The following is an 18,595-nucleotide window of genomic DNA, read 5'->3' on the forward strand; positions in this document are numbered from 1 at the left end:
CCGGCGCCTTTGATCACGACACTGCGTCCTGACGACTGTGAATCGAACCGGGCGCCCATTTTGGCTTCCGCAGGAAGAGTGGGAACAAGGAACATCGTGAACGAAGAGCCGGATGCGGACGCCAAGAGAGACTTCCTGACCGGCCTGGAGGTCGGGCAGGTGGTCAGGGGGCGAATCTTCCACGTGGAGAATTTCGGCGCGTTCGTCGATCTCGGAATGGTGGAAGGTCTGATAACCGTCCCGCAGTTGTCCTGGGGCCATATAGATCACCCTGCTGACATCGTACGTGTCGGACAGGAGGTCACCGTCACGGTTCTTGATATAGACCTGGCCCGCGCTCAGATTTGGCTGTCGCTCAAGAGCCTGCAGCCTGATCCGTTCAAGGACTTCGCCCGCACGCAGCTTGACAACACGGTCCGGGGCCAAGTGAGCAAGGTGACCCCGATCGGTGTCTTCGTGAGAGTCGGGGAAGGCGTAGAGGGGCTGCTTCCCACGTCCGAATTGACAAGGGGTGGGACCGGTGACCGCGACCGGATGCCCGAGGTCGGGGACGAGGTCTCCGTGCGAATCGCCACCATCAATTACGGCAAACGCAGGGTCGGGCTGCTCAATCCATAGTCGGCGACCCGGCGGTCATGTGCTCGAACCTCGAAAAATCGCCACCCGGCGCTCGTTGCCGGGGCCGCGGCTGCCCGCACTCGTCGGGCGCCACGGCAGGTAGGAGTGCTGCTCGCGGGCGGGTGCGCCGGCGAGGAACCGAAGCGGGAGCGCATCATCTCCGTGAAAGAGATCAGCGACTCCCCTCTGGCCAAGCCGACACACCTGCTGTCGAAAGAACGGCGGTTCACCTACCGGGACACCGCGTACGGGAAATGTCTGGACCAGCATGGTGTGAAGGATCTGCCGCCGCTGGACAAGCCACTGAAATTGGACAAGACAGACCCGGTGGTGGCCAAGGCTCTCCAATCCTGCAACGATTTGGAGATCAAGGATGTCTCCTGACAATGAAGCCCCGGGTGCCCCGCCTCCCGTCCATGGGGACGGCCCGGCGCGGCGATGAGCGTTCGAACGGTGTGTGACGGTGCTAGCGGCCATGGAAAACGGCGTGTCCGTTGACAGACGGTGTCACTTCCGTGGCCGGCGTGACCCGCCGGCGATTCGCGATGCCAGGGGCGAAGGCTCGGCGGCGAGGTGGCAGGCGCCTCCGCCCGGTGATCGCCACCCTGACGAAAGATCACGCGAAACCGGATAGGCTGGAGTGACGGCGGACGAGCCGGCCGGGCGGCCGCGTCGGGACCTCACCCGAGGTCCCGCCGAGGAAGGTCCGGGCTCCACAGGGCAGGGTGGTCGGTAACACCGACCCGGGGTGACCCGCGGGAAAGTGCCACAGAAAGCAGACCGCCCCCGGTCCCTGGACCGGGGGTGAGGGTGAAAGGGTGGTGTAAGAGACCACCAGCGCCCGCGGTGACGCGGGCGGCTAGGTAAACCCCACCCGGAGCAAGGTCAAGAAGGGACCCCCAGGGGTCCCGCGCGCGACGTTCGAGGGCGGCCCGCCCGAGCCGCGCGGGTAGACCGCTTGAGGCCGCCGGCAACGACGGCCCTAGATGGATGGCCGCCGGTTCCGCACCAGCGGATCCACAGAACCCGGCCTACAGGCCGACTCGTCCGCCACATCCCCGCCTGACCAGGCACAAGCCTGGCGTCGTCCATGATCAGGGCGCAATCAGGGCACGTGCGCGCCTTTGACGACGCTCACGCCCTCGACCTGGTTGACCCCCAACCGGTTCGGTCGCAAAGGACGCGAGTGGTGATCAATGGGCGAGCGTCACATTTCTCATCGCTCTGCCTGATGCACGATCTCTATCCCTCGGGGGGATGTATCCGACCACGATTCCTCGCGGCTGCGCTAAGAACTGTGGCAATCCGTTTCGCCTGTTTCGTGGAAATGCTGCGGAAATCGACATAAGCATGCGCTCTGGGTGAATCGGGGAGTGCCGGGTCGTCAACAGCGCGTAGCCCAGCGTCGGAAACGTCCTGCACACTCAAGGCCCACGTGCCAGCCGTACTGAGCCCTAGCTTTCCATGATCGATAAATGCTTCTTCCGCGGTCATCAGGGATGACCTGCGCGTCGAGAGTTGACCTTCATCGCTTGATCCTGGCCGAAATCCGAGGCTCGACGGAACGCCGTTATCTAGCCATGAGGGGTGAATTTGACGCCAGAGCATCTCGTCAGGGTTGTCTAGGACGAACTCGTCGTCGTGTAGGTCTGATGTGGGGGATTCACTCACCAAATTTGCCACGCAATAGTTGAATGAGTTCTTCGAGGGATATTTGAGGGAGATCTACTTCTGTGGACGCCCCAGTTGTGACATCATATGAGATCGCGAAAGCCGAGAGGTCTTCCGAGATCTCCACACTGATGCTCCTGCCTGGCACGTCTCTTTCAAGCTGCAACCCCCCTTCCTCGGTTGGGTAGATGCGCACGCGTGGCTGCCCGAGGGAGGCCAGTCGCGCGGCGCCCTTCCGGATGAAATCGGAGGGTGGCTTAGCCACTGGTTCGCCGGCACCGTTCATCCAGCCCGCAGCGAGGCCGCCTATCTCGTCCAGCCGATCGAGTAGCTCTTGAAGCGTCTCAACCAGATCGCTTCCGGGTGTGTATTTGGTGCGTTCCCAGTTATCTGTAGGCGATATTGAGCCATATGCCGAATTGATTACCGGCTTAGGTAGTTCGATCTGATGGGTGGGAGTTGGAGCCACGCCTATCAGAACTGAGGCCAGGGAAGCGGGAATAGCGCCTGCGAGGCGACTCAAAAAGTTGTTGCAGTTTTCGTACTCGCCCCCTTCGGCGCTTGCCACGTTCTCCTGAATGTCGAGGAGGGGGATATGAGGAGTGATTCCGGAGGAACTGCCGCTAGCTATGCTCGTTCGCAATTGCTTCCCCCCTGAACTCGGTAAGAAGTTCGCCGTCGATCAGAGTGAAGAACCATTCTTCAAGAACGCCGTGCACATATTCAATCCAGGTTGCGAACTTGTCGAAGGTGGCAGGGCTGGAAAGGTTGGTGATTGCGATGAGGTTGAAGACGATGGAGTCCACATCATTTTGTTTGCCGGACTGCAACTGTATGAGGCCCGTCGTGCCCTCGAAATTCAGAGGGTATGCGACATTCAGCAAGACTTCACTGGCGGGTCCATTGGTGTGCTTGCTGGCGATCTCGGCAGGAACCGCGAACGAGACATGCAACTTATCCTTGAGGAATGTCGGCAAGTCGAGCCCTGAGATGGGGACTGCATTGATGTAACGCAGTTGAAGTTGCGTGATGCGAGGAGGATTTCCCGAATTGAAGGGGGCGTAGGAGTCGTGGAGTTTATCCCACAGATAGTTGGCTAGGCTCCGGAATGCTTCCCACTGATAAGATCCGACCAAATTCAGCGTCGCAATCCCTGGTCCGGCTTGAATTAGGGGCCAAGAATCCGGGGCGGCCCGGAACCGGAACTTCACAATATGCGGCGTAATCTCATCAGGAATCTGTGCGGCGGGAAGGTTTTCTTGATATGGAAATGCCTCCGAAAGTCGACCTGCGAGGACTCCGGCGTATAGAGGATGGGCGGGATCCTTGTTTTGGTCGAGAGCCCATCGAATCTCGAGGATGGCCTCAACAAGCGGCTTATTGGGCAAGTCAATCGATCGGCCGGTCATGAGCATAATCCTTGGTGTCGAGTTCAGGGCTTCCCTGACAGTCTATGGCAGAGTCGCCCCTGGTTGCGTAGGGTTAGCCGCAAGTTGTGCGTCGTGACCGGACAACGCGTCCACCTATTCGTTGGCAAAATGCGACAAATGGCACAGAAAGACCTAACGAGGTGGCGCGGGAAACGGCCTAAGGATGGAGCAGTGGGGGCGACGGAGACGGCTTGACCATCATCCGTCCCCCGGGCGAGCTGTCGGAGGTGGGATTTGAACGTCCCACAGGCCGACTCGTCCGCCCTCCCACCGATCATCTCCCGGGCGAGGCCCCTCACCGCTGACGTCGGGAACAGCCCGCGATTCAATGATTTCATCCGGCGTAGCGGTTTTCCGCAATGGTCTGCAGGACGAAGATGGCCTGAACCAGCGCGGTGGCGCGACGAGGGCAGCAGCGCAGCTTGGCCGGCACCTTCCAGGTTTTCGAGGTTGCGACCGCACGTTCGCCGACCGCTCGGATACGAGCGTGCGCCTGATCGACGATCTTCTGGTTGTGCGACAGGTACGGGCGGTGCCGATGCCACCTGAACGGCGTGCGGATCATGCCACCGGCCCCCTTGATGGCCCTTATCGGCGTAGGCGAGTATCCCTGAAGGGCTTGTCGTCGGCCAGGCGGTCGATTGGGATGAGCGTGCCGTCGACGATCACGTAGGGCGGGCGGGAGGCTTTGGTGATCGCCGTCTTGCGCTCGTCGGCGAGTGCCGCGAGCGGTTCGACGGCTTCGTGTACGTAGCGCCAGGCGGTGGTGGTGCCGATGGCGAACCCGGCGGCCAGGCGAGTGTAGGTGTCGCCGTTGCGCAGGTGGGCCAGGACCGGCAGTGCCTGCCGGCCCGCGTCCGGGCGGCGCCACCGGCTGCGGCGTTCGGCGCGGCCGGCGCGCAGCGGTTCGGCCAGGCGGGTCAAAGGGCGGTTGGACAGGGGGATCGCGGCACGGTAAGACAGCACCAGGGCTCCTGGTTGAGGCGTTGATCTTGGTCGATTGCTGTCTTACCGGGAGCCCTCTGTCATCTCAACTCGACTCCCGCGTGTCCGCCCTGACCTGCGCGATCAAGTTGGATAAGCCTCAGTGAAAAACGCCCCATCCATCGCCATACGTGCCCGCTGGGTCGCCGCCGGCACGAGGTGGCTGTAAAGGTCAACGGTCGTCGTGATGGACTCGTGCCCCAGCCATCTGGAGACCTCAGAGATTGCGTGCCGCGCAGCGCCCCGGCCCGCCACAGCATCGCCCATTTGATCGATCAGACCTTGAAAGCCGATTGTGCGGCGCCGTCCAAGACCCAGCCTGGAGCAGCTCGGTCCCCGTCTGGCCTGCGCCGACCGCGATGATCTGGGGCGGCACATCGAGTTGCGCCCGGCCACCGTCGGCGCTGCGTGCCACACGAAGCCAGAAATCTGCATGGCGCGCCTATGTAGATTGGTGCATGCTATCGGCAGAGCATTTCGATGATCACCCAGCATCGAGGGGAAACAGTGCGCTACTGGCTGCTGACCTGGAACCCCCGTACTTTCCACCTCGACGAGTTGAGGCGGAGCGGCGGTGAACTGCGGGACTGGCGCATCCGCCGATTCCGGCGAGAGGTGCGCGAGGGAGATAAGTTCGCGCTATGGCGTTCAGGCCGTGGTGGCATCACTGCTGTGGGACACATTACGGGAGAAGCTGAGTTCAAGGACGCCCCGTCGGCGGAGTACTGGGCGGAGGAACCTGAGAGAGCTTGGTTCGTCCCGCTGATGGTTGATAGTTGGCACGATTGCGAGATCCCGTTCAAGACACTCCGTGACGACATGAGGTTCGAGGGGATGGCGTTCCGGAAGGTACCTGGCGCATCGAATCCGCATCCTCTCTCGGAAGCTCACTGGAGCGCCTTGATGTCGTACCTATGACCTTCACGATTGAAGGTGTCCTCGGCGCTGTTAGCGACGAGGACGCATCGAAGGGCACATGGCGTCGGCAAGCCAGGAAGACAACGGCAAAGGGCGACAGCGTTCGCCGAGGCTGAGCCCCGGGTTACCCCGACTGCTGCAGGTGACGGACGTCCCGCAATGGAACCCGGCCTACGGGCCGACTCGTCCGCCTTCTGGTTCTGTTTGTGGGAGCTGACCGCGCTTGCTCGTCGGGCGTGACCGCGGTCGTGTTGCGATGCAGCGTTGTTCGTGAGTTTCGACCGCACACACTCGGGCCGAAGCCGTAGTGGGGGGCGAAGTGGGCGTGGCCGGCGGTGGGAAGGACTTTGTCGGCTACCACGCCGCTCTGTGGGCAGCCCATCCGGTTGGGCTTAGTGGTCGAGGGCGCGGTCGAGGTTGAAGGCGGCGCTGATGAGGGAGAGGTGGGTGAAGGCCTGGGGGAAGTTGCCGAGTTGTTCGCCGGTGTGGCCGATTTCTTCGGCGTAGAGGCCGAGGTGGTTGGCGTAGGTGAGCATCTTTTCGAAGGCGAGGCGGGCGTCGTCGAGGCGGCCGGCTCGGGTGAGGGCCTCGACGTACCAGAAGGAGCAGATGGAGAAGGTGCCTTCGGCGCCGCGGAGGCCGTCGGGGCTGGCGTCGGTGTCGTAGCGGTAGACCAGGGAGTCGGAGACGAGGTGGCGGGCCAGGGCGTCGAGGGTGGAGAGCCACTTGGGGTCGGTGGGGGAGACGAACTTGGCCAGGGGCATCATGAGCAGGGAGGCGTCGAGGACGTCGGCGTCGAAGTGCTGGACGAAGGCGTTCATGGCGGGGGACCAGCCGCGGGCCATGATCTGGCGGTAGATGGCGTCGCGGGTGACGCGCCAGTGGCGGAGGTCGGCGGGGAGGCCGCGGCGGTTGGCCATGCGGATGGCGCGTTCGATGGCGACCCAGCACATCAGGCGGGAGTAGACGAAGTGCTTGCGGCAGCCCCGGGTCTCCCAGATGCCCTCGTCGGGGCGGTCCCAGTTGGCGCAGACCCAGTCGACCAGGGCGCACACCTCGTCCCAGCGGTCGCTGGAGATTGGCTCGCCCCATTTGTCGTAGAGGTAGATGGAGTCGATGAGGGCGCCGTAGATGTCGAGCTGGAGCTGGCCGGCGGCGGCGTTGCCGGTGCGTACGGGGGCCGAGCTCTGGTAGCCCTCCAGGTGGCCTAGTTCGGTTTCGGGGAGTTCGCAGCGGCCGTCGATGCCGTACATGATCTGCAGTGGGTCGGACGCGGTGCCCGCGGGGCGGCTGACGTGGCGGGCGAGGAAGCCCATGAACTCGGCGGCCTCCTCGGTGAAGCCGAGCCGCAGCAGCGCGTACACGGTGAAGGCGGCGTCGCGGACCCACACGTAGCGGTAGTCCCAGTTGCGGCCCCCGCCGACGAGCTCGGGCAGGCTGGTGGTCGGCGCGGCCACCGGGCCGCCGGTCGGCGCGTAGGTGAGCAGCTTCAGCGTCAGCGCGGAGCGGTGGACCATCTCGCGCCAGCGTCCCCGGTAACGCGAGCGGGACAGCCAGTGCCGCCAGAAGCGGACGGTGGAGGTGAACTCGCGCTCGGCCTCGGCGAGCGGGCACGCGCGCGGCGGGACCTCGTCGCCGACGCGGTCGAGGGCGAAGACGGCGGACTCGCCCTCCTGCAGCTTGAATCGCGCCCGTACGTCGCCGCCGTCGCGTTCGACCGGCACGCTGGTGGTGAGCGTCAGGGCGAGCGAAGGGGACTCGAAGAAGACGCGATCGCCCTCCTGGCGCAGCACGTGCGGCTGCCTGGCGTAGTCGAAGCGTGGCGCGACGCGGGCCAGGAACGGCAGCGTGCCGCGCACGCAGATGACGCGCCGGATCAGCCGGTGCCGGGCGGACTCCCGGGGGTCGTCGGGGATCGGCATGAAGTCCTGGATCTCGCCGACGCCCTGCTCGGAGAAGAACCGGGTGATCAGCACATTGGTGTCGGGGAAGTAGAACTGTTTGGTACGCGAGGGCACGTCGGCGGCGAGCTCGAACGCGCCGCCCCGGTCGGCGTCGAGGATCGCGGCGAACACGCTGGGGGAGTCGAAGCGGGGACAGCAGTACCAGTCGATCGTGCCGTCCGTGCCGACCAGCGCGGCGGTGCGCAGGTCGCCGATGAGCCCGTGCTCGGAGATCGGCAGATAGCGGGAGGCGCGTGTGGGCGCGCCGCCCGGGACGGCGTCCTCGATGGTCATGGTGTCCTCTTTTCCCGACACCTCTCAACGTAGGAGGGGGTGGACAGGGGGAGGTCATCCCGCGGTCAAGGCCGCGTCGCGCCTCGCTCCGACGGGCGGCGGGAGCCGTCGGGCGGTTATTGGGCGGACTACCGGCGAGGACGCCGACTGTTGTCGTCGTCGGAGCGCGGCGGGCGGGCTCGGTCGGCGGTGGTGTCTCGGCGCGGCTGACGGCGTTCGCGTAAATCCGTGACACTTCTTGGTTGATCGCCGCGCGTTTCCTGCTGAATTCATTAGGTTGAAGTTGGGTGCGACCTTGGGTGAGTGAAGCGCCCGCGCAGCGAGGATGACACGTTTGGGGTGGGCTTGCGCGCTTTGCGCGCGCGGGAAACGAGGTGCCGTGTGGGGCGCGTGAAGAAACGCGATCCGATCGCCCGGGTGGTCCGGGACCTGGAGAGATTCGACTTCAGCGGCCAGACGCCGGTGCTCCAGGACAACGTGGCCCGGTTGCGAGACGTCTTGGAGCAGATGGTCCGGGTGCGCGCGGGCGAGGTACGCATCGTCGCGCTCGGGCAGGCCGCCTCGATGAAGTCCACGATGCTGCGCCTGCTGCTCGGCTCGGACGCGCTGCGCGTCGGGCCGGGCGCGGTGACCGTGGCCGCCACCGAGATGCGGCTTGTGCAGGGGACGGGCTCCGGCGAGCCGCCCGCGGTCCGGGTGCTCACGCTGACCGAGGAGGGGGCCCGCCGCCGGGCCCGCGCCCTGCTCGGCCTTCCCCAGGACGACCCCCGTACGCTGGCGGAACTGGCCTCGCTCAGCCATCCGAACCAGCGGCACGTGGTCGCGATGATCGAGGCGGGCCGGATGTTCGGGTACGGCACGCCGTACACGCTCGACGACTACCGGGCCAAGGGCGGCGCGCTCGCCTTCGACGACCCGGGCACCGGGACCGAGCTGGTCGCCCGCGTGATCGTCGAGCTGCCGGTCCCGCCGGAGGTGTGGAACCTGCGCTGGGCCGGCAATCGCACCGTCGTCGTGGTCGACACTCCCGGCCGGCGGCAGGGCAGCGCGCTTGAGGACGTCATCATCGCGGAGATGCAGGACCGCGCGCACATCGCCCTGCTTGCCGTCTCCGTCGCCAGCGGCGGCAGGCTCGCGGTGCCCGAGGTCCCGCCGGGCGCGTACCCGGTGCTGGTGGCCACCAAGCTCGACCACATCGACAACCCGCTCAATGCCAACGAGCTGGAGACGCACGAGGGCGTGATCGCCAGCGTCCTGCGCGACCTCGGCACGAGCGGACGCCCGGCCCGCCTCGTCGCGATCAGCGGCCCGTGGGCGGCGGGCGACCAGGAGTCCTGGGCCCGGTTCGACCCCGCGAACGTCGGCGTCTGGCACTCCGCCGAGCTCAAGCGGGACAAGTGGCGCGAGGCGCAGCGGCAGGGCGGGGAGGCCGGGCCGTTCCGGGAGGCGGTGTTCGCGGCGCTCGACGACGGCGGGGTGGCCCGCCTGCAGCGCGTCATCGCCGAGCTCGCCAACGACGACCCCGGCCGTCTGGACGAGGAGGAGCTCGACCGGCTGCTCGACCTCGGGCTTGAGCTGGTCGACCAGGCGCTGCGCGAGCTGCCCGACCCCGGTGAGCTGGAGGCGCTCGCCGCCAAGCAGCGGGAGCGGGCGACCGACGATCCCGCGCCGATCGCCGCGCTGCGCGAGATCGCCGCCCAGATCTCCGTCGACCAGGTGTACGGCGCGGCGGCGTGGCGCTCGGTGCGCCAGACGTTCCAGCCCCGGCAGGACCAGTGGCTCGGCCCGGCCGAGGAGGTCGGGGCGATCCTGGAGACGGTGAGCTTCGCCGAGTTGGCCGGCGAGGCCGCCGAGGAGACCAAGGATCAGCTCGACGAGGCGCTGTCCGACTGGTACGGCGAGTACGTGCGGCCGGGCCTCGGCGAGCCCGTGTGGCGGCCGGACGAGGAGCTCCCGGCGGCGGCCGGGCCGGCGGTGGAGCAGTTCGACAGGCTGGCCCGGCAGCTCCTGAGGCGGCTCGTGCTCGACTTCGACGAGGCCATGTCCACCGGGTGGCTCACCTTCCGCAAGGTGGCCAGGATCCGGGACGAGCTGGCCAAGCTGCTGGAACGCCTGCTGCTCGCGCTGTTCGAGGACACCGCCGTACGGGCGCGCAACGACCTCATCGAGCACTTCAAGGACTTCAAGACCGAGGCCGACGACTCGGAGATGGCCGGGCTCCTGGACGACATCCGCTCTGACCTGCTCAAGCTCGCCGGCGCGAGAGCCGACCGCGACTGACGCCCGTGCCCACAGTGCCCAACGACGCAGTGCCCACCAACGCGATGCCCGATGACGCAGTACCCACCAACGCGATGCCCACCGGCGCAGTGCCCACCGCCAAGCCCGGCGACGACCGCCCCGGCCTGGAACTGTTCCCCGGCCGTCTTCGCCTCGCCGCGGGGACGGTCCCGGGGCTGATCGAACGGATCGACCTGCTCGACGCCGCCCGCGCCGTCGCCACCACCCCGGTCAACCCGCCCAGGGACGGCTCGGCCGCGGCCCTCGACCTCGCGCTCACCCCGTGGTCGCAGGACCTCGTCCAACCGACCGTGGTGGTGTACTTCCGCCGCCCCCAGCCCGCGGTGTCGGTACCGCCCCCGCTGGCGCGCAGCGCCTTCCGACTCCAGCCGTCGCAGATCAAGGACACCACCATGACCGAGCCCATGACCGGGACGACGACCGGGACCGTGACCGGGACCATGACAACGTCCGCGACGTCCCCGGGCGACGCGGACGAGCGCGATCTCATCTCCGCGACGTTCGACTTCGGCACCAGCCGGGCGGTGTGCGCCATCGCCAACAACCGCGCCGTCTTCCTCGACCGCGGCAGGCTCCCGGCCGAGGGCCTCGCCCAGGCCGTCGCCCTCACCCGCGTCAAGCTCGACCCCGACGCCGACCCGGGTCTCGAACTCGACCGCCGTACGGCCCGCCGCCCGGAGGACACCGCGCTGGCCTGGCGCGAGGTGCTGAACGTCCCGCCGCTGGAGGTGAACCACCTGCAGGCGACCCGGATCCGCAGCAGCGACCTGACGATCAGCGGCGGCAGAGTCGAGTTCGCCGACGAGAGCGTCGGCGACCAGCAGGTACGGCTGCGCGGAGTCAAACGCCACCTGGTGCAGCTCGACGACGAGATCCCCGGATCCGGCATGTCGGGCAAAGAAGTGTTCAGCCGCATGTACGAGCGATTCATCGAGCTCGTCCGCAAGGAGCTCGGCCTCGGCCCTGGGGAGCGCATCAGCCGCGTCAACATCACCTACCCGACCAAGCTGCCCCCCGACCGCCGCGAGGAGCTCCTCAAGGCGGTACGCAAACTCGCCCCCCAGGTGGAGATGACGGTCGACGAGTCGGCCGCCGCCGCCGGATTCTTCCTGCTGCGCAGGTTCGGCGCCGACACCCGGCTCGGCGTGGAGGCGTTCAAGCTGCACGCCCGCTGCCCGGAGGGCCCGCGCGCCTGGGAGGACCCCGAGCTGTGGTCCAAGGCCCTGCAGTGGCACGAGAACCTGCTCGTCATCGACGTCGGCGGCGGCACCACCGACTGCGCCCTGGTGAAGGCCGCCGTCGTGGACGCCACCCCGCCCGAGCTCGGCGACGCCCCCGGCCGCTTCTACCGCCTGCTGCCGGAGGTGCTCGCCTCCGGCGGGCGCATGCACCTGGGCGGCGACCTGCTCACCCTCAACATCTTCCTGGAGCTCAAGCGGAAGCTGGGCGTACCGGACTCGGCCACCAAGTTCGAGGGCCTCGACGGCCAGGAGGAGCAGATCCGCCGGGCCGCGTTCGACACCCTGTGGCGGGCGGCCGAGGAGGTCAAGCACGTGGGCCTGCGCAAGGAGGAGCCCAGGGACGTCCTGGTCCGCGTCGCCGCCGACGACGGGCCGGGGACCGGCGGCGGACGGCGGCCCGAGGTGCTCATCCCGTCGCAGGCGCTGGGCGGGCAGCACGCCGAGACCGTCATCACCGGGGGCGAGCTGGCCAAGATCATGGACGGCTCCGTCCACCAGATCGCCGCGCTCGCGGCGGGCATCGCGCACGGCGGTCTGCAGACGGTGAACCCGCGCAGGGCGTCCGACGGCTCCGCCGTGACCCGGCAGTCCGTGGACCACGTGCTGTTCTCCGGCGGCTCGCTGCAGTCGGGCTACCTGCGCCGCCGGATCGAGGAGTCGCTGCGGGCCAGGTTCGAGGAGGAGGGGCTGGACGCCACGTTCGAGGTGGTGTTCGACCCCGCCTACTGCAAGACCGGCACCGCGCTCGGCGGCATGTACCTCAACGCCGTCGCCGACTTCGCCGTCTCCCCCGACGACGAGCTCGTGCGCGAGCAGCTTCTCCTCGGCCGGTCGTACTTCGACGTCGACGCCTCCAACCTGCGCATCAACCTCGCGGCCGACTTCCACTTCCGGCACGACACCAAGACCGTCCGCGGCGAGCCGGTGTTCCGGCGCGGGCTGCGGCTCGACCCCGACGGCACCGGCCACGCGTACGCCGAAAGCGCCCCCTTCCCGCTGTCGGCGAAGATTGAGATTCACCGGTACGACGTGTCGCTCCTGGGCGGCCGGCAGGCCGACTCCGACCCCGAGACCCAGTGGGCCGCCTCGACCCGGGTCAGCCGCGAGCAGGCCGCCGCGCTGCGGGAGGCGGGCGTGCACATCCGGTTCGAGATCGACGAGGACGAGCGCGTCACCCTGCTGCTGTGCAAGGGCACGCCCGGCTGGAGGCTGGAGGGGCCGACGCGGGAGCTGCCCGCGAACCTCCCCGGCCTGGTACGCGAGGACCCCGACCTGAACGCCCCCGTGCTCGCCTTCTCCCTGTACGCCGACGTCTACCAGCCCGGCATCGGCGTCCAGGCCGCCACGCCGATTCTGCAGGCGGGCACGCCGATCCCGCCCACCGGGCTCGTCGAGCCGGTCGCGGCCCGCCGGCTCTACTGGCGTCACCCCAAGGACGAGCAGGGCCCGGACTTCGACCTGCTGCTCGACGTCCCCGCGACCGCCCGGTGGCTGTCCATCGACGCCCAGGGCGGTCTGCGCCTGCACGACCGCCGTCCCGAGCGCCTCACGGTCCGGGACCACATGGACCTGCTGGAGGCGCCGGTGGGCAGCGTCTTCACGCAGCGGCTCAGCTCCGGCACCCGCTACGACAAGACGAAGGACCCGTTCAGTGGAGTTCACTGAGACCACCGCGCGAACGGCGGGGCGGACCATGAGGCGAACGGACGGGCGGACCGAGCAAACCGGGCGGACCGGAGAGGCCGGGCAGACCGGCGCGGGCATCGGCGGCCAGGCCGCCGCGGAGACCTTTGAGGACATCGGCATGCAGACCACCGCAAGCCACGCGGCGCAGACGGCGCAGACCCCATCGGACGAGCTGATCGGCCAGCTCGCGGCCGACCTGACCGTGATCCTGGGACGTCCGGTGCACCCAAAGGACTTCCGCGCCCGCCGCGACGGCGCACTGCCCCGGCTGATCGGCGCCCTCGCCGTCGCCGCCCCCCGATCCCGCCGCACAGCCTCCCGGCTCCTCGCCGAATGGATCCGGGCGGGCTCGATCCAGCAAGAGCCCTCGCCCGAGACAGCGGGCCCCCTGGAGTTCGACGTCCCGTCGCTGCTCGTCGGCGGCACCCCGGTCCCCGGGCTGCGCATGATCCCCCCGCCCCCCGGCCTGCCCCCGCAGGACGCCCTGGAACGCCTCCTCCCGGCCGCCGCCGCGCTGGCGGGAACGCTGGCGGAGGTGATCGAGGTGGGCCAGGGCCGTACCGACCGATCGCCCGGATGGGCCGCCCGCCTGCGCCTGCTGGCCAGAATCGACGAACTCGGCCACCCAGGCCACGACCAGGGCGAATGGGTGGTGAACGCGCACGAGGCCATCGCGTCCCTGCACGTGCCCGAGGCCGAACCGGGCAGCGTGTGGACATCCCTGATCGACGCCGCCCGCGCACACGCCGACGCCGCGCTCAAGGCCCTGGGCGAAAACGTCGACGCCGACCTCCTCCGCCGCGACGACGCCTTCGCCGAAATCGTCGACATGCAGCGCAGCGCCGTACTCGACGGCCACCCGGTGCCCGGCAAGGTGCTGCAGGTGGTCCGGCTACCCCGCCGCAGAGGCGACCGCACATGGCGCGGCGCGGTGTTGTTCGGCGCGGGGGGTGTGTCGTGAGGGTCGAGGTTCGGCGGGTGCCCGGTAGGGCGCTGCGCATGATGCGGCTGCCCCGTCGTAGAGGCGGGGGTACGCCGCGCGGGACGGCGTTGCCCGGTGCGGGGGGTGTTGTGGAGGTTGGCGTTGGGCGGGTGCCTGGCAGGGCGGCGGGGCCGTTCCTGCGAGATGCTGTGGCGTACCGGGCTGGGGGATTGTGATGAGCGTGTTTCCCATCTATGTGCTGGCCGATCGCTCGGCGTCGATGGCGGCCTCGGTTGGGGACGTCACCGCGATTGAGGCGGTGAACGCCGTCATCGCCGAGCTGATCGACGAGCTGTCGCGTGACCCGACCGTGCAGAAGCGGGCCAGGCTCGGCGTGATCTCCTTCTCCGAGGAGGCGGAGGTGGAGCTGCCGCTGACCCGGCTGACCTCGTCGACCGTGCCGCCCACGCTGCGGGCGAGCGGCGGCACCTCGTTCGCCGCCGCCTTCGAGACGACCGCGCGGGCGATCAGGACCGACCTGCCCGGCCTGGACGCGCCGCAGCCCCCCATGGTCTTCATGCTCACCGACGGCCATACCAACGCCGGCCGCGACACCGCGAAAGGCTGGCGGGCCGAGCACAAGGCGCTGCTGGAGGCGGCGGGGCCGGTCGGCCGGGTGCGGCTCATCCCGTTCGGCTTCGGCAAGGTCGACGCGCAGGCGCTGGCGTCGATCGCCTCCGACCCCACGGCGGCGTACCTGGCCGGGCAGAACGACACGCCCGCCCAGGCCATCGAGCGTTTCGCCGAGCTGATCTTCGGCTCGGTCACCTCCAGCGTCGCGTACGGCGAGCCGCTCACCGTGCCTCCGCCCGGAAGCCGAGTACTGCCCTTCAGCGAGATCTGAGACATGACCGACATTCCCTCGATCGACATCATGAGCCGCCCCCTGCAGGAGCCCGGCCTCTACCAGGGCGACACGATTCCGATCCCGCCGCTCATGGGCTACGACGGCGGGCAGGCCGGCAACGTCACCGTCCGGGCGGGCTGGGTGGCCGCCGAACGCCGCCGCCCCCGCGACAACTGCAACGACTCGGTGACCGTGTGGGCCGACCCCGGGCAGACGGTCTGCCTGCTGGCCGTCGCCGACGGCGTCGGCGTGGAGGCCCGCGCGGGACGCGCCGCCCGCGCCGCGACCGCGCTCGCCATCCAGGCGTTCCGGGCGCACTGGGACGAGGACCGGAGCCGCGACCTGGAGACGCTCATCCAGCTCGCCTTCGGGGATCTGGACGCGTCCCTGCACCGGCAGGGCTCGCAGGGTGGCTCGCTGCACCCCGCCTACCGGACCACGGTGACGCTGGCGGCGGTCCCGGCGGTCGTGCCCCCCGGCGGGATCGTCCGGGTCGCCGTCGGGCGCGTCGGCGACTCCGACGCCTGGCTCGTACGTCCCGGCGAACTGCAGCCGCTGTTCGGCACCCGGGACCGCAGCCGGGGCACCCCCGCCCTGCCGGGGCACCGCCACCTGTTCGAGTCCCGCAGCCTGATCATGGCGGACGGCGAGGTCCTCGCCCTCACCACCGACGGCCTGGCCGCGGGCGGCGCGCAGGAACGGGCCGCGCCGTTCCTGGCCGACATGTGGGCCGCCCCGCCCACCCCGCTGGACTTCCTGCGCTCCCTGAGCGTACGCCGCGACGACCGCGACGACGACCGCGCCGCGGCCGTGGCATGGCTGGGGCACTACGAGATCAGAAATGCCTGACGGAACGTCGCGTCGCCGCGGCCGGGGCGGGTCATGGAACCCGGCGACCAGGCCGCGTGGGTGGCATGGCGGTTGCGTCACGAGAGCGGGAACGTTCCCGGAAGCTCCCTGGCGGAGGCAAAGCCGGGCGTGGAGGGCGGGGGACGCGCCCTTGTCGCCGATCGGCCAGGGTGTCGCGCCGCCGGGAACTCCGGTGGCGGTGGCGAGTCGCGACCGGCGGCACGGGCCGTGGAGCCGGTGATGGCGTCCGTGCAGGCGCTGCCCGGTCTGGCCGGCCTGGAGGGGCTGAGCCCCGGCTGGTGGCTGATCGCCGTCGTCGTCGCCGGGCAGTTGGTCGCCGAGCTGCCGCGCCGGTGGGTGGAGCGGAACCTCGCGGAGGCGCGGCGGAAGCGGCGGGCCGCGATCGAGGCGCGACGCCGACTGCGGGGGCGGCGTGCCGTACCGCTGACCGAGCGGGAGCGTACCGAGCTGCGGGACGACATGCTCGAACGCCGGGGGGAGGCGCGGCGGGCGCGGCTGCGCGGGGCGGCGGGCTGGACGGTTCTGGCCCTGACCTGGATCGCGGCGCAGTTCGCCGTGCTGCACTGGAAGGTCAACGCGTCCGCGCTGCCCTTCGGCGACCACGACGCGGTCTTCCTCGGCGCCGCGGCGGCGATGGCGCTGTGCGGGCTGGCCCTGTGGTGGGCGCTCGACCGGGCGGGGGACGAGGCGGCGTTCGACCGCGCGGTCGCCCAGGTGGCGTACCAGGTCGTGGCGGGCCTGGCCATCTACCTCACGGTTCGTCTCGGGGCGACGGGCGTTCTGTCTTCGCAGGTGGTGGGGGAGGTGTCCCCGCCCACGACCGCCTCGGCCCTGCTGATCACGCTGTCTCCGCTCCTCCGCCGGATCCTCGTGACCCTCGTACGGCCCGCCCGCCGCCCCGCTGCCGAGGCCCGGAACGCCGACGGCCAGGCCGCGCCGTCGCAGCCGCTGACACCGCCCGGCCGGAAGCGGCCCCAGACCACCGGGAACCCGGATTCGTCGATGCCGCCACCCGAGCCGACCGGACAGCCGGACGATCCAGCCGCACGGACGATGAACGAGCACGCCGCACGGCCGGACGGGCCCACGAGACCGTTCAGGCGGCCCACCGTCCCTCCCGAGTCGCCACCCGAGCCCGCCGTACAGGCCCACGGGCCGACGAAACCTCTGAAGCATCTGAAGCACCCGACGGCCCCAGCCGACCGGCCGGTCACGTCACCCCGCGCAGCGTTCACCGAACCGCCGACCGCGCCGCCCCGTCCGCTGCCCACGCTGCTTCTGTCCACCCTCACCCTGGGCAAGCCGCTGCGCCGAGGCACCCAGCACGTCCTGTACGCGACCGTCCCCGGCTCGGACGAGCAGGTCGTCTTCAAACGCTTCACCGCCCCGGGCGCGATGGTCGAACGCAACCCCGTCCGCCCCCTCGACGCCTACCGCGAGCTGCTGTCCCGCGCCAACGGCCTCTCCCTCGCCGAACGCGCCCTGCTCGACCGCCTCACCCTGTGGCCCCACGCGATCGTCGCCGATCAGGGCCGGGCCGTCGGCGTCCTCTACCGCACCCTCACCCCGCCGTTCCTGCTCACCCGAGGCGGCGCCCAGACCGGCGACCACCTGCACGCCGACGACCCCGCGCACAGCGGCTGCCAGGTCGTCACCCCCCTCCAGCGCGGGCAACTCCTGCTCGACGTCATCCGCGCCCACGAGCTGCTGCACGACCTCGGCCTCGCCCACGGCGACACCTGCTGGAAGAATTTCGTGTACGGCGTCCAGGACGGCCGAGGCCGCGGCCAGCTCATCGACATCGACGGCGTCACCTCCGTCGATGACCCCAATCCGCTCCTTCTGCACCAGCCGGACTGGGACGTCGAGGGCACCCCCGTGGAACGCGACCGCCGCCGGATCGCGCTGCTGGTCGCCCGCCTGGCGTCCCCCGAAGTCCGCTACGACGCGCGTTCGGTCCCGGCCGACGGCCTGCCCTGGTTCACCCCGCTGGTCCGGCGGCTGACGGAGGAGTCACTCGCCGCCCCCGCCGCGAGGACGACGCTCCGCCTTCGCCAGGCACTGGAAGACGCCCTCCTCTGACGCTGCGGTGGCACCGACCCCGCGCACAGGCCGTGCCTCGGCGGCGGCTCCCCGAGGCCCTCCGCCAACGCCCGCGGCCGTTCCCGGGACTGGTGAATCGCCGGGAATCCCGAGCCGAAACCGCGGTCATGCCTCCCTTCACAATCTCAAGCGCTCTCGTGACCGTTCTCCCGGATTTGATGAGGATGACCAGAAGACGATCACTCGAGCAGGTCGTTGATGGTGGCGACAGTGACAGCTCGCCGGAGCCAGGTGTGCAGCGTGCGGTGGTCGTGGCAGGAGAGAATGCGCTCGCTAACCTCCTCAGGCACTGTCAGGCCACGTACCTCCAGCACCTCGATGATCGCTTCGGTCAGGCCTTTGACCAGGCCTTCGGCGAAGCCTTCGGCAAACCCCGTGGCAAAGCCCTCGGCGTAGTAGCGTCGGGCGAAGGCGCTGCGGTACTCCATCAGTCGAGCAGGTCGTTGATGGTGGCGACGGTGGCGGCCTGCCGGAGCCAGGTGTGCAGCGTGCGGTGGTCGTGGCAGGAGAGGATGCGTGCGCGAACCTCCTCTGGCACCGTCAGGCCACGTACCTCCAGCACCTCGATGATCGCATCTGCCAGGCCTTTGGCTGCACCTTCGGCGTAGCAGCGTCGGGCGAAGGCGCTGCGGTACTCCATCAGTCGAGCAGGTCGTTGATGGTGGCGACGGTGGCGGCCTGCCGGAGCCAGGTGTGCAGCGTGCGGT

The 18,595-nt window shown here is 69.1% G+C and carries 13 protein-coding genes, 1 other RNA gene and 2 pseudogenes; 10 read left to right on the forward strand and 6 right to left on the reverse strand.

What is annotated here, in order from left to right; translation table 11 throughout:
- The first annotated feature begins 96 nt into the window (after positions 1 to 96).
- The 3 genes from AB0K60_RS01610 (at position 97) to rnpB (ending at position 1,668) form a co-directional block, all read left to right on the forward strand.
- Complete coding sequence (locus AB0K60_RS01610; RefSeq protein WP_364047388.1) at positions 97 to 618, forward strand: S1 RNA-binding domain-containing protein; 522 nt, start codon at positions 97 to 99, stop codon at positions 616 to 618.
- Between the two features lie 105 nt (positions 619 to 723).
- Positions 724 to 1,002, forward strand: a complete 279-nt coding sequence (locus AB0K60_RS01615) for a hypothetical protein (RefSeq protein WP_364047390.1) — start codon at positions 724 to 726, stop codon at positions 1,000 to 1,002.
- A gap of 267 nt (positions 1,003 to 1,269) precedes the next feature.
- Positions 1,270 to 1,668: RNase P RNA component class A (gene rnpB / locus AB0K60_RS01620), an RNA gene on the forward strand.
- 613 nt (positions 1,669 to 2,281) lie between these two features.
- Here the strand turns inward: rnpB and AB0K60_RS01625 are convergent.
- From AB0K60_RS01625 to AB0K60_RS01635, 3 genes and pseudogenes are all read right to left on the reverse strand, one after another.
- Positions 2,282 to 2,932, reverse strand: coding sequence for a hypothetical protein (locus tag AB0K60_RS01625; protein ID WP_364047392.1), 651 nt, complete (start codon positions 2,930 to 2,932; stop codon positions 2,282 to 2,284).
- A complete protein-coding gene (locus AB0K60_RS01630; RefSeq protein ID WP_364047394.1) occupies positions 2,913 to 3,698 on the reverse strand; it encodes a TIGR04255 family protein in 786 nt (261 codons plus the stop codon). Before AB0K60_RS01630 ends, AB0K60_RS01625 begins: the two co-directional genes overlap by 20 nt.
- Before the next feature lie 355 nt (positions 3,699 to 4,053).
- Positions 4,054 to 4,685, reverse strand: a pseudogene (locus AB0K60_RS01635) (transposase family protein).
- Positions 4,686 to 5,183: 498 nt separating this feature from the next.
- On the opposite strand from AB0K60_RS01635, the gene AB0K60_RS01640 reads away from it, so the two are divergent.
- Positions 5,184 to 5,621: an EVE domain-containing protein gene (locus AB0K60_RS01640; protein WP_364047396.1), complete on the forward strand. Its 438-nt coding sequence runs from the start codon at positions 5,184 to 5,186 to the stop codon at positions 5,619 to 5,621.
- A gap of 392 nt (positions 5,622 to 6,013) precedes the next feature.
- Here the strand turns inward: AB0K60_RS01640 and AB0K60_RS01645 are convergent, their stop codons facing one another.
- Positions 6,014 to 7,858, reverse strand: a complete 1,845-nt coding sequence (locus AB0K60_RS01645) for a glycoside hydrolase family 15 protein (RefSeq protein ID WP_364047398.1) — start codon at positions 7,856 to 7,858, stop codon at positions 6,014 to 6,016.
- A gap of 390 nt (positions 7,859 to 8,248) precedes the next feature.
- Between AB0K60_RS01645 and AB0K60_RS01650 the strand changes: the two genes are divergently transcribed.
- The 6 genes from AB0K60_RS01650 to AB0K60_RS01675 all read left to right on the forward strand — a co-directional run bounded on the left by AB0K60_RS01650 (position 8,249) and on the right by AB0K60_RS01675 (position 17,867).
- A complete protein-coding gene (locus AB0K60_RS01650; RefSeq protein ID WP_364047400.1) occupies positions 8,249 to 10,138 on the forward strand; it encodes a hypothetical protein in 1,890 nt (629 codons plus the stop codon).
- A 74-nt stretch (positions 10,139 to 10,212) separates the two neighbouring features.
- Complete coding sequence (locus AB0K60_RS01655; RefSeq protein ID WP_364047402.1) at positions 10,213 to 13,065, forward strand: hypothetical protein; 2,853 nt, start codon at positions 10,213 to 10,215, stop codon at positions 13,063 to 13,065.
- A 28-nt stretch (positions 13,066 to 13,093) separates the two neighbouring features.
- Positions 13,094 to 14,047, forward strand: coding sequence for a hypothetical protein (locus tag AB0K60_RS01660; protein ID WP_364047404.1), 954 nt, complete (start codon positions 13,094 to 13,096; stop codon positions 14,045 to 14,047).
- Positions 14,048 to 14,243: 196 nt separating this feature from the next.
- The gene (locus tag AB0K60_RS01665) at positions 14,244 to 14,912 is read left to right on the forward strand and encodes a VWA domain-containing protein (protein ID WP_364047406.1); all 669 of its coding nucleotides are present in this window, start codon (positions 14,244 to 14,246) and stop codon (positions 14,910 to 14,912) included.
- A gap of 3 nt (positions 14,913 to 14,915) precedes the next feature.
- Positions 14,916 to 15,764 carry a protein phosphatase 2C domain-containing protein gene (locus tag AB0K60_RS01670; RefSeq protein WP_364047408.1) on the forward strand — a complete coding sequence of 283 codons (849 nt, stop codon included), beginning with the start codon at positions 14,916 to 14,918 and terminating at the stop codon, positions 15,762 to 15,764.
- Positions 15,765 to 16,004: 240 nt separating this feature from the next.
- Complete coding sequence (locus AB0K60_RS01675) at positions 16,005 to 17,867, forward strand: hypothetical protein (protein WP_364047410.1); 1,863 nt, start codon at positions 16,005 to 16,007, stop codon at positions 17,865 to 17,867.
- 200 nt (positions 17,868 to 18,067) lie between these two features.
- On the opposite strand, the gene AB0K60_RS01680 is transcribed toward AB0K60_RS01675, so the two are convergent.
- Entirely contained in the window at positions 18,068 to 18,316 is a 249-nt protein-coding gene (locus AB0K60_RS01680; RefSeq protein ID WP_364047412.1) for a hypothetical protein, read from the reverse strand.
- Positions 18,316 to 18,595, reverse strand: a pseudogene (locus AB0K60_RS01685) (hypothetical protein); the annotation flags it as partial. The gene AB0K60_RS01680 and the pseudogene AB0K60_RS01685, both read right to left, overlap by 1 nt.

It is taken from the genome of Thermopolyspora sp. NPDC052614 (assembly GCF_040678635.1).
In the GTDB taxonomy this organism is placed as follows: domain Bacteria; phylum Actinomycetota; class Actinomycetes; order Streptosporangiales; family Streptosporangiaceae; genus Thermopolyspora.

What these genes read in the sequence shown, in the direction of transcription:
- AB0K60_RS01630 (WP_364047394.1), bottom strand. Translation starts at nt 3,698, where the DNA reads ATGACCGGCCGATCGATTGACTTGCCCAATAAGCCGCTTGTTGAGGCC.
- AB0K60_RS01640 (WP_364047396.1), top strand. Translation starts at nt 5,184, where the DNA reads ATGATCACCCAGCATCGAGGGGAAACAGTGCGCTACTGGCTGCTGACC.
- AB0K60_RS01645 (WP_364047398.1), bottom strand. Translation starts at nt 7,858, where the DNA reads ATGACCATCGAGGACGCCGTCCCGGGCGGCGCGCCCACACGCGCCTCC.
- AB0K60_RS01655 (WP_364047402.1), top strand. Translation starts at nt 10,213, where the DNA reads ATGCCCACCGGCGCAGTGCCCACCGCCAAGCCCGGCGACGACCGCCCC.
- AB0K60_RS01660 (WP_364047404.1), top strand. Translation starts at nt 13,094, where the DNA reads ATGAGGCGAACGGACGGGCGGACCGAGCAAACCGGGCGGACCGGAGAG.
- AB0K60_RS01665 (WP_364047406.1), top strand. Translation starts at nt 14,244, where the DNA reads ATGAGCGTGTTTCCCATCTATGTGCTGGCCGATCGCTCGGCGTCGATG.
- AB0K60_RS01670 (WP_364047408.1), top strand. Translation starts at nt 14,916, where the DNA reads ATGACCGACATTCCCTCGATCGACATCATGAGCCGCCCCCTGCAGGAG.
- AB0K60_RS01675 (WP_364047410.1), top strand. Translation starts at nt 16,005, where the DNA reads ATGGCGTCCGTGCAGGCGCTGCCCGGTCTGGCCGGCCTGGAGGGGCTG.
- AB0K60_RS01680 (WP_364047412.1), bottom strand. Translation starts at nt 18,316, where the DNA reads ATGGAGTACCGCAGCGCCTTCGCCCGACGCTACTACGCCGAGGGCTTT.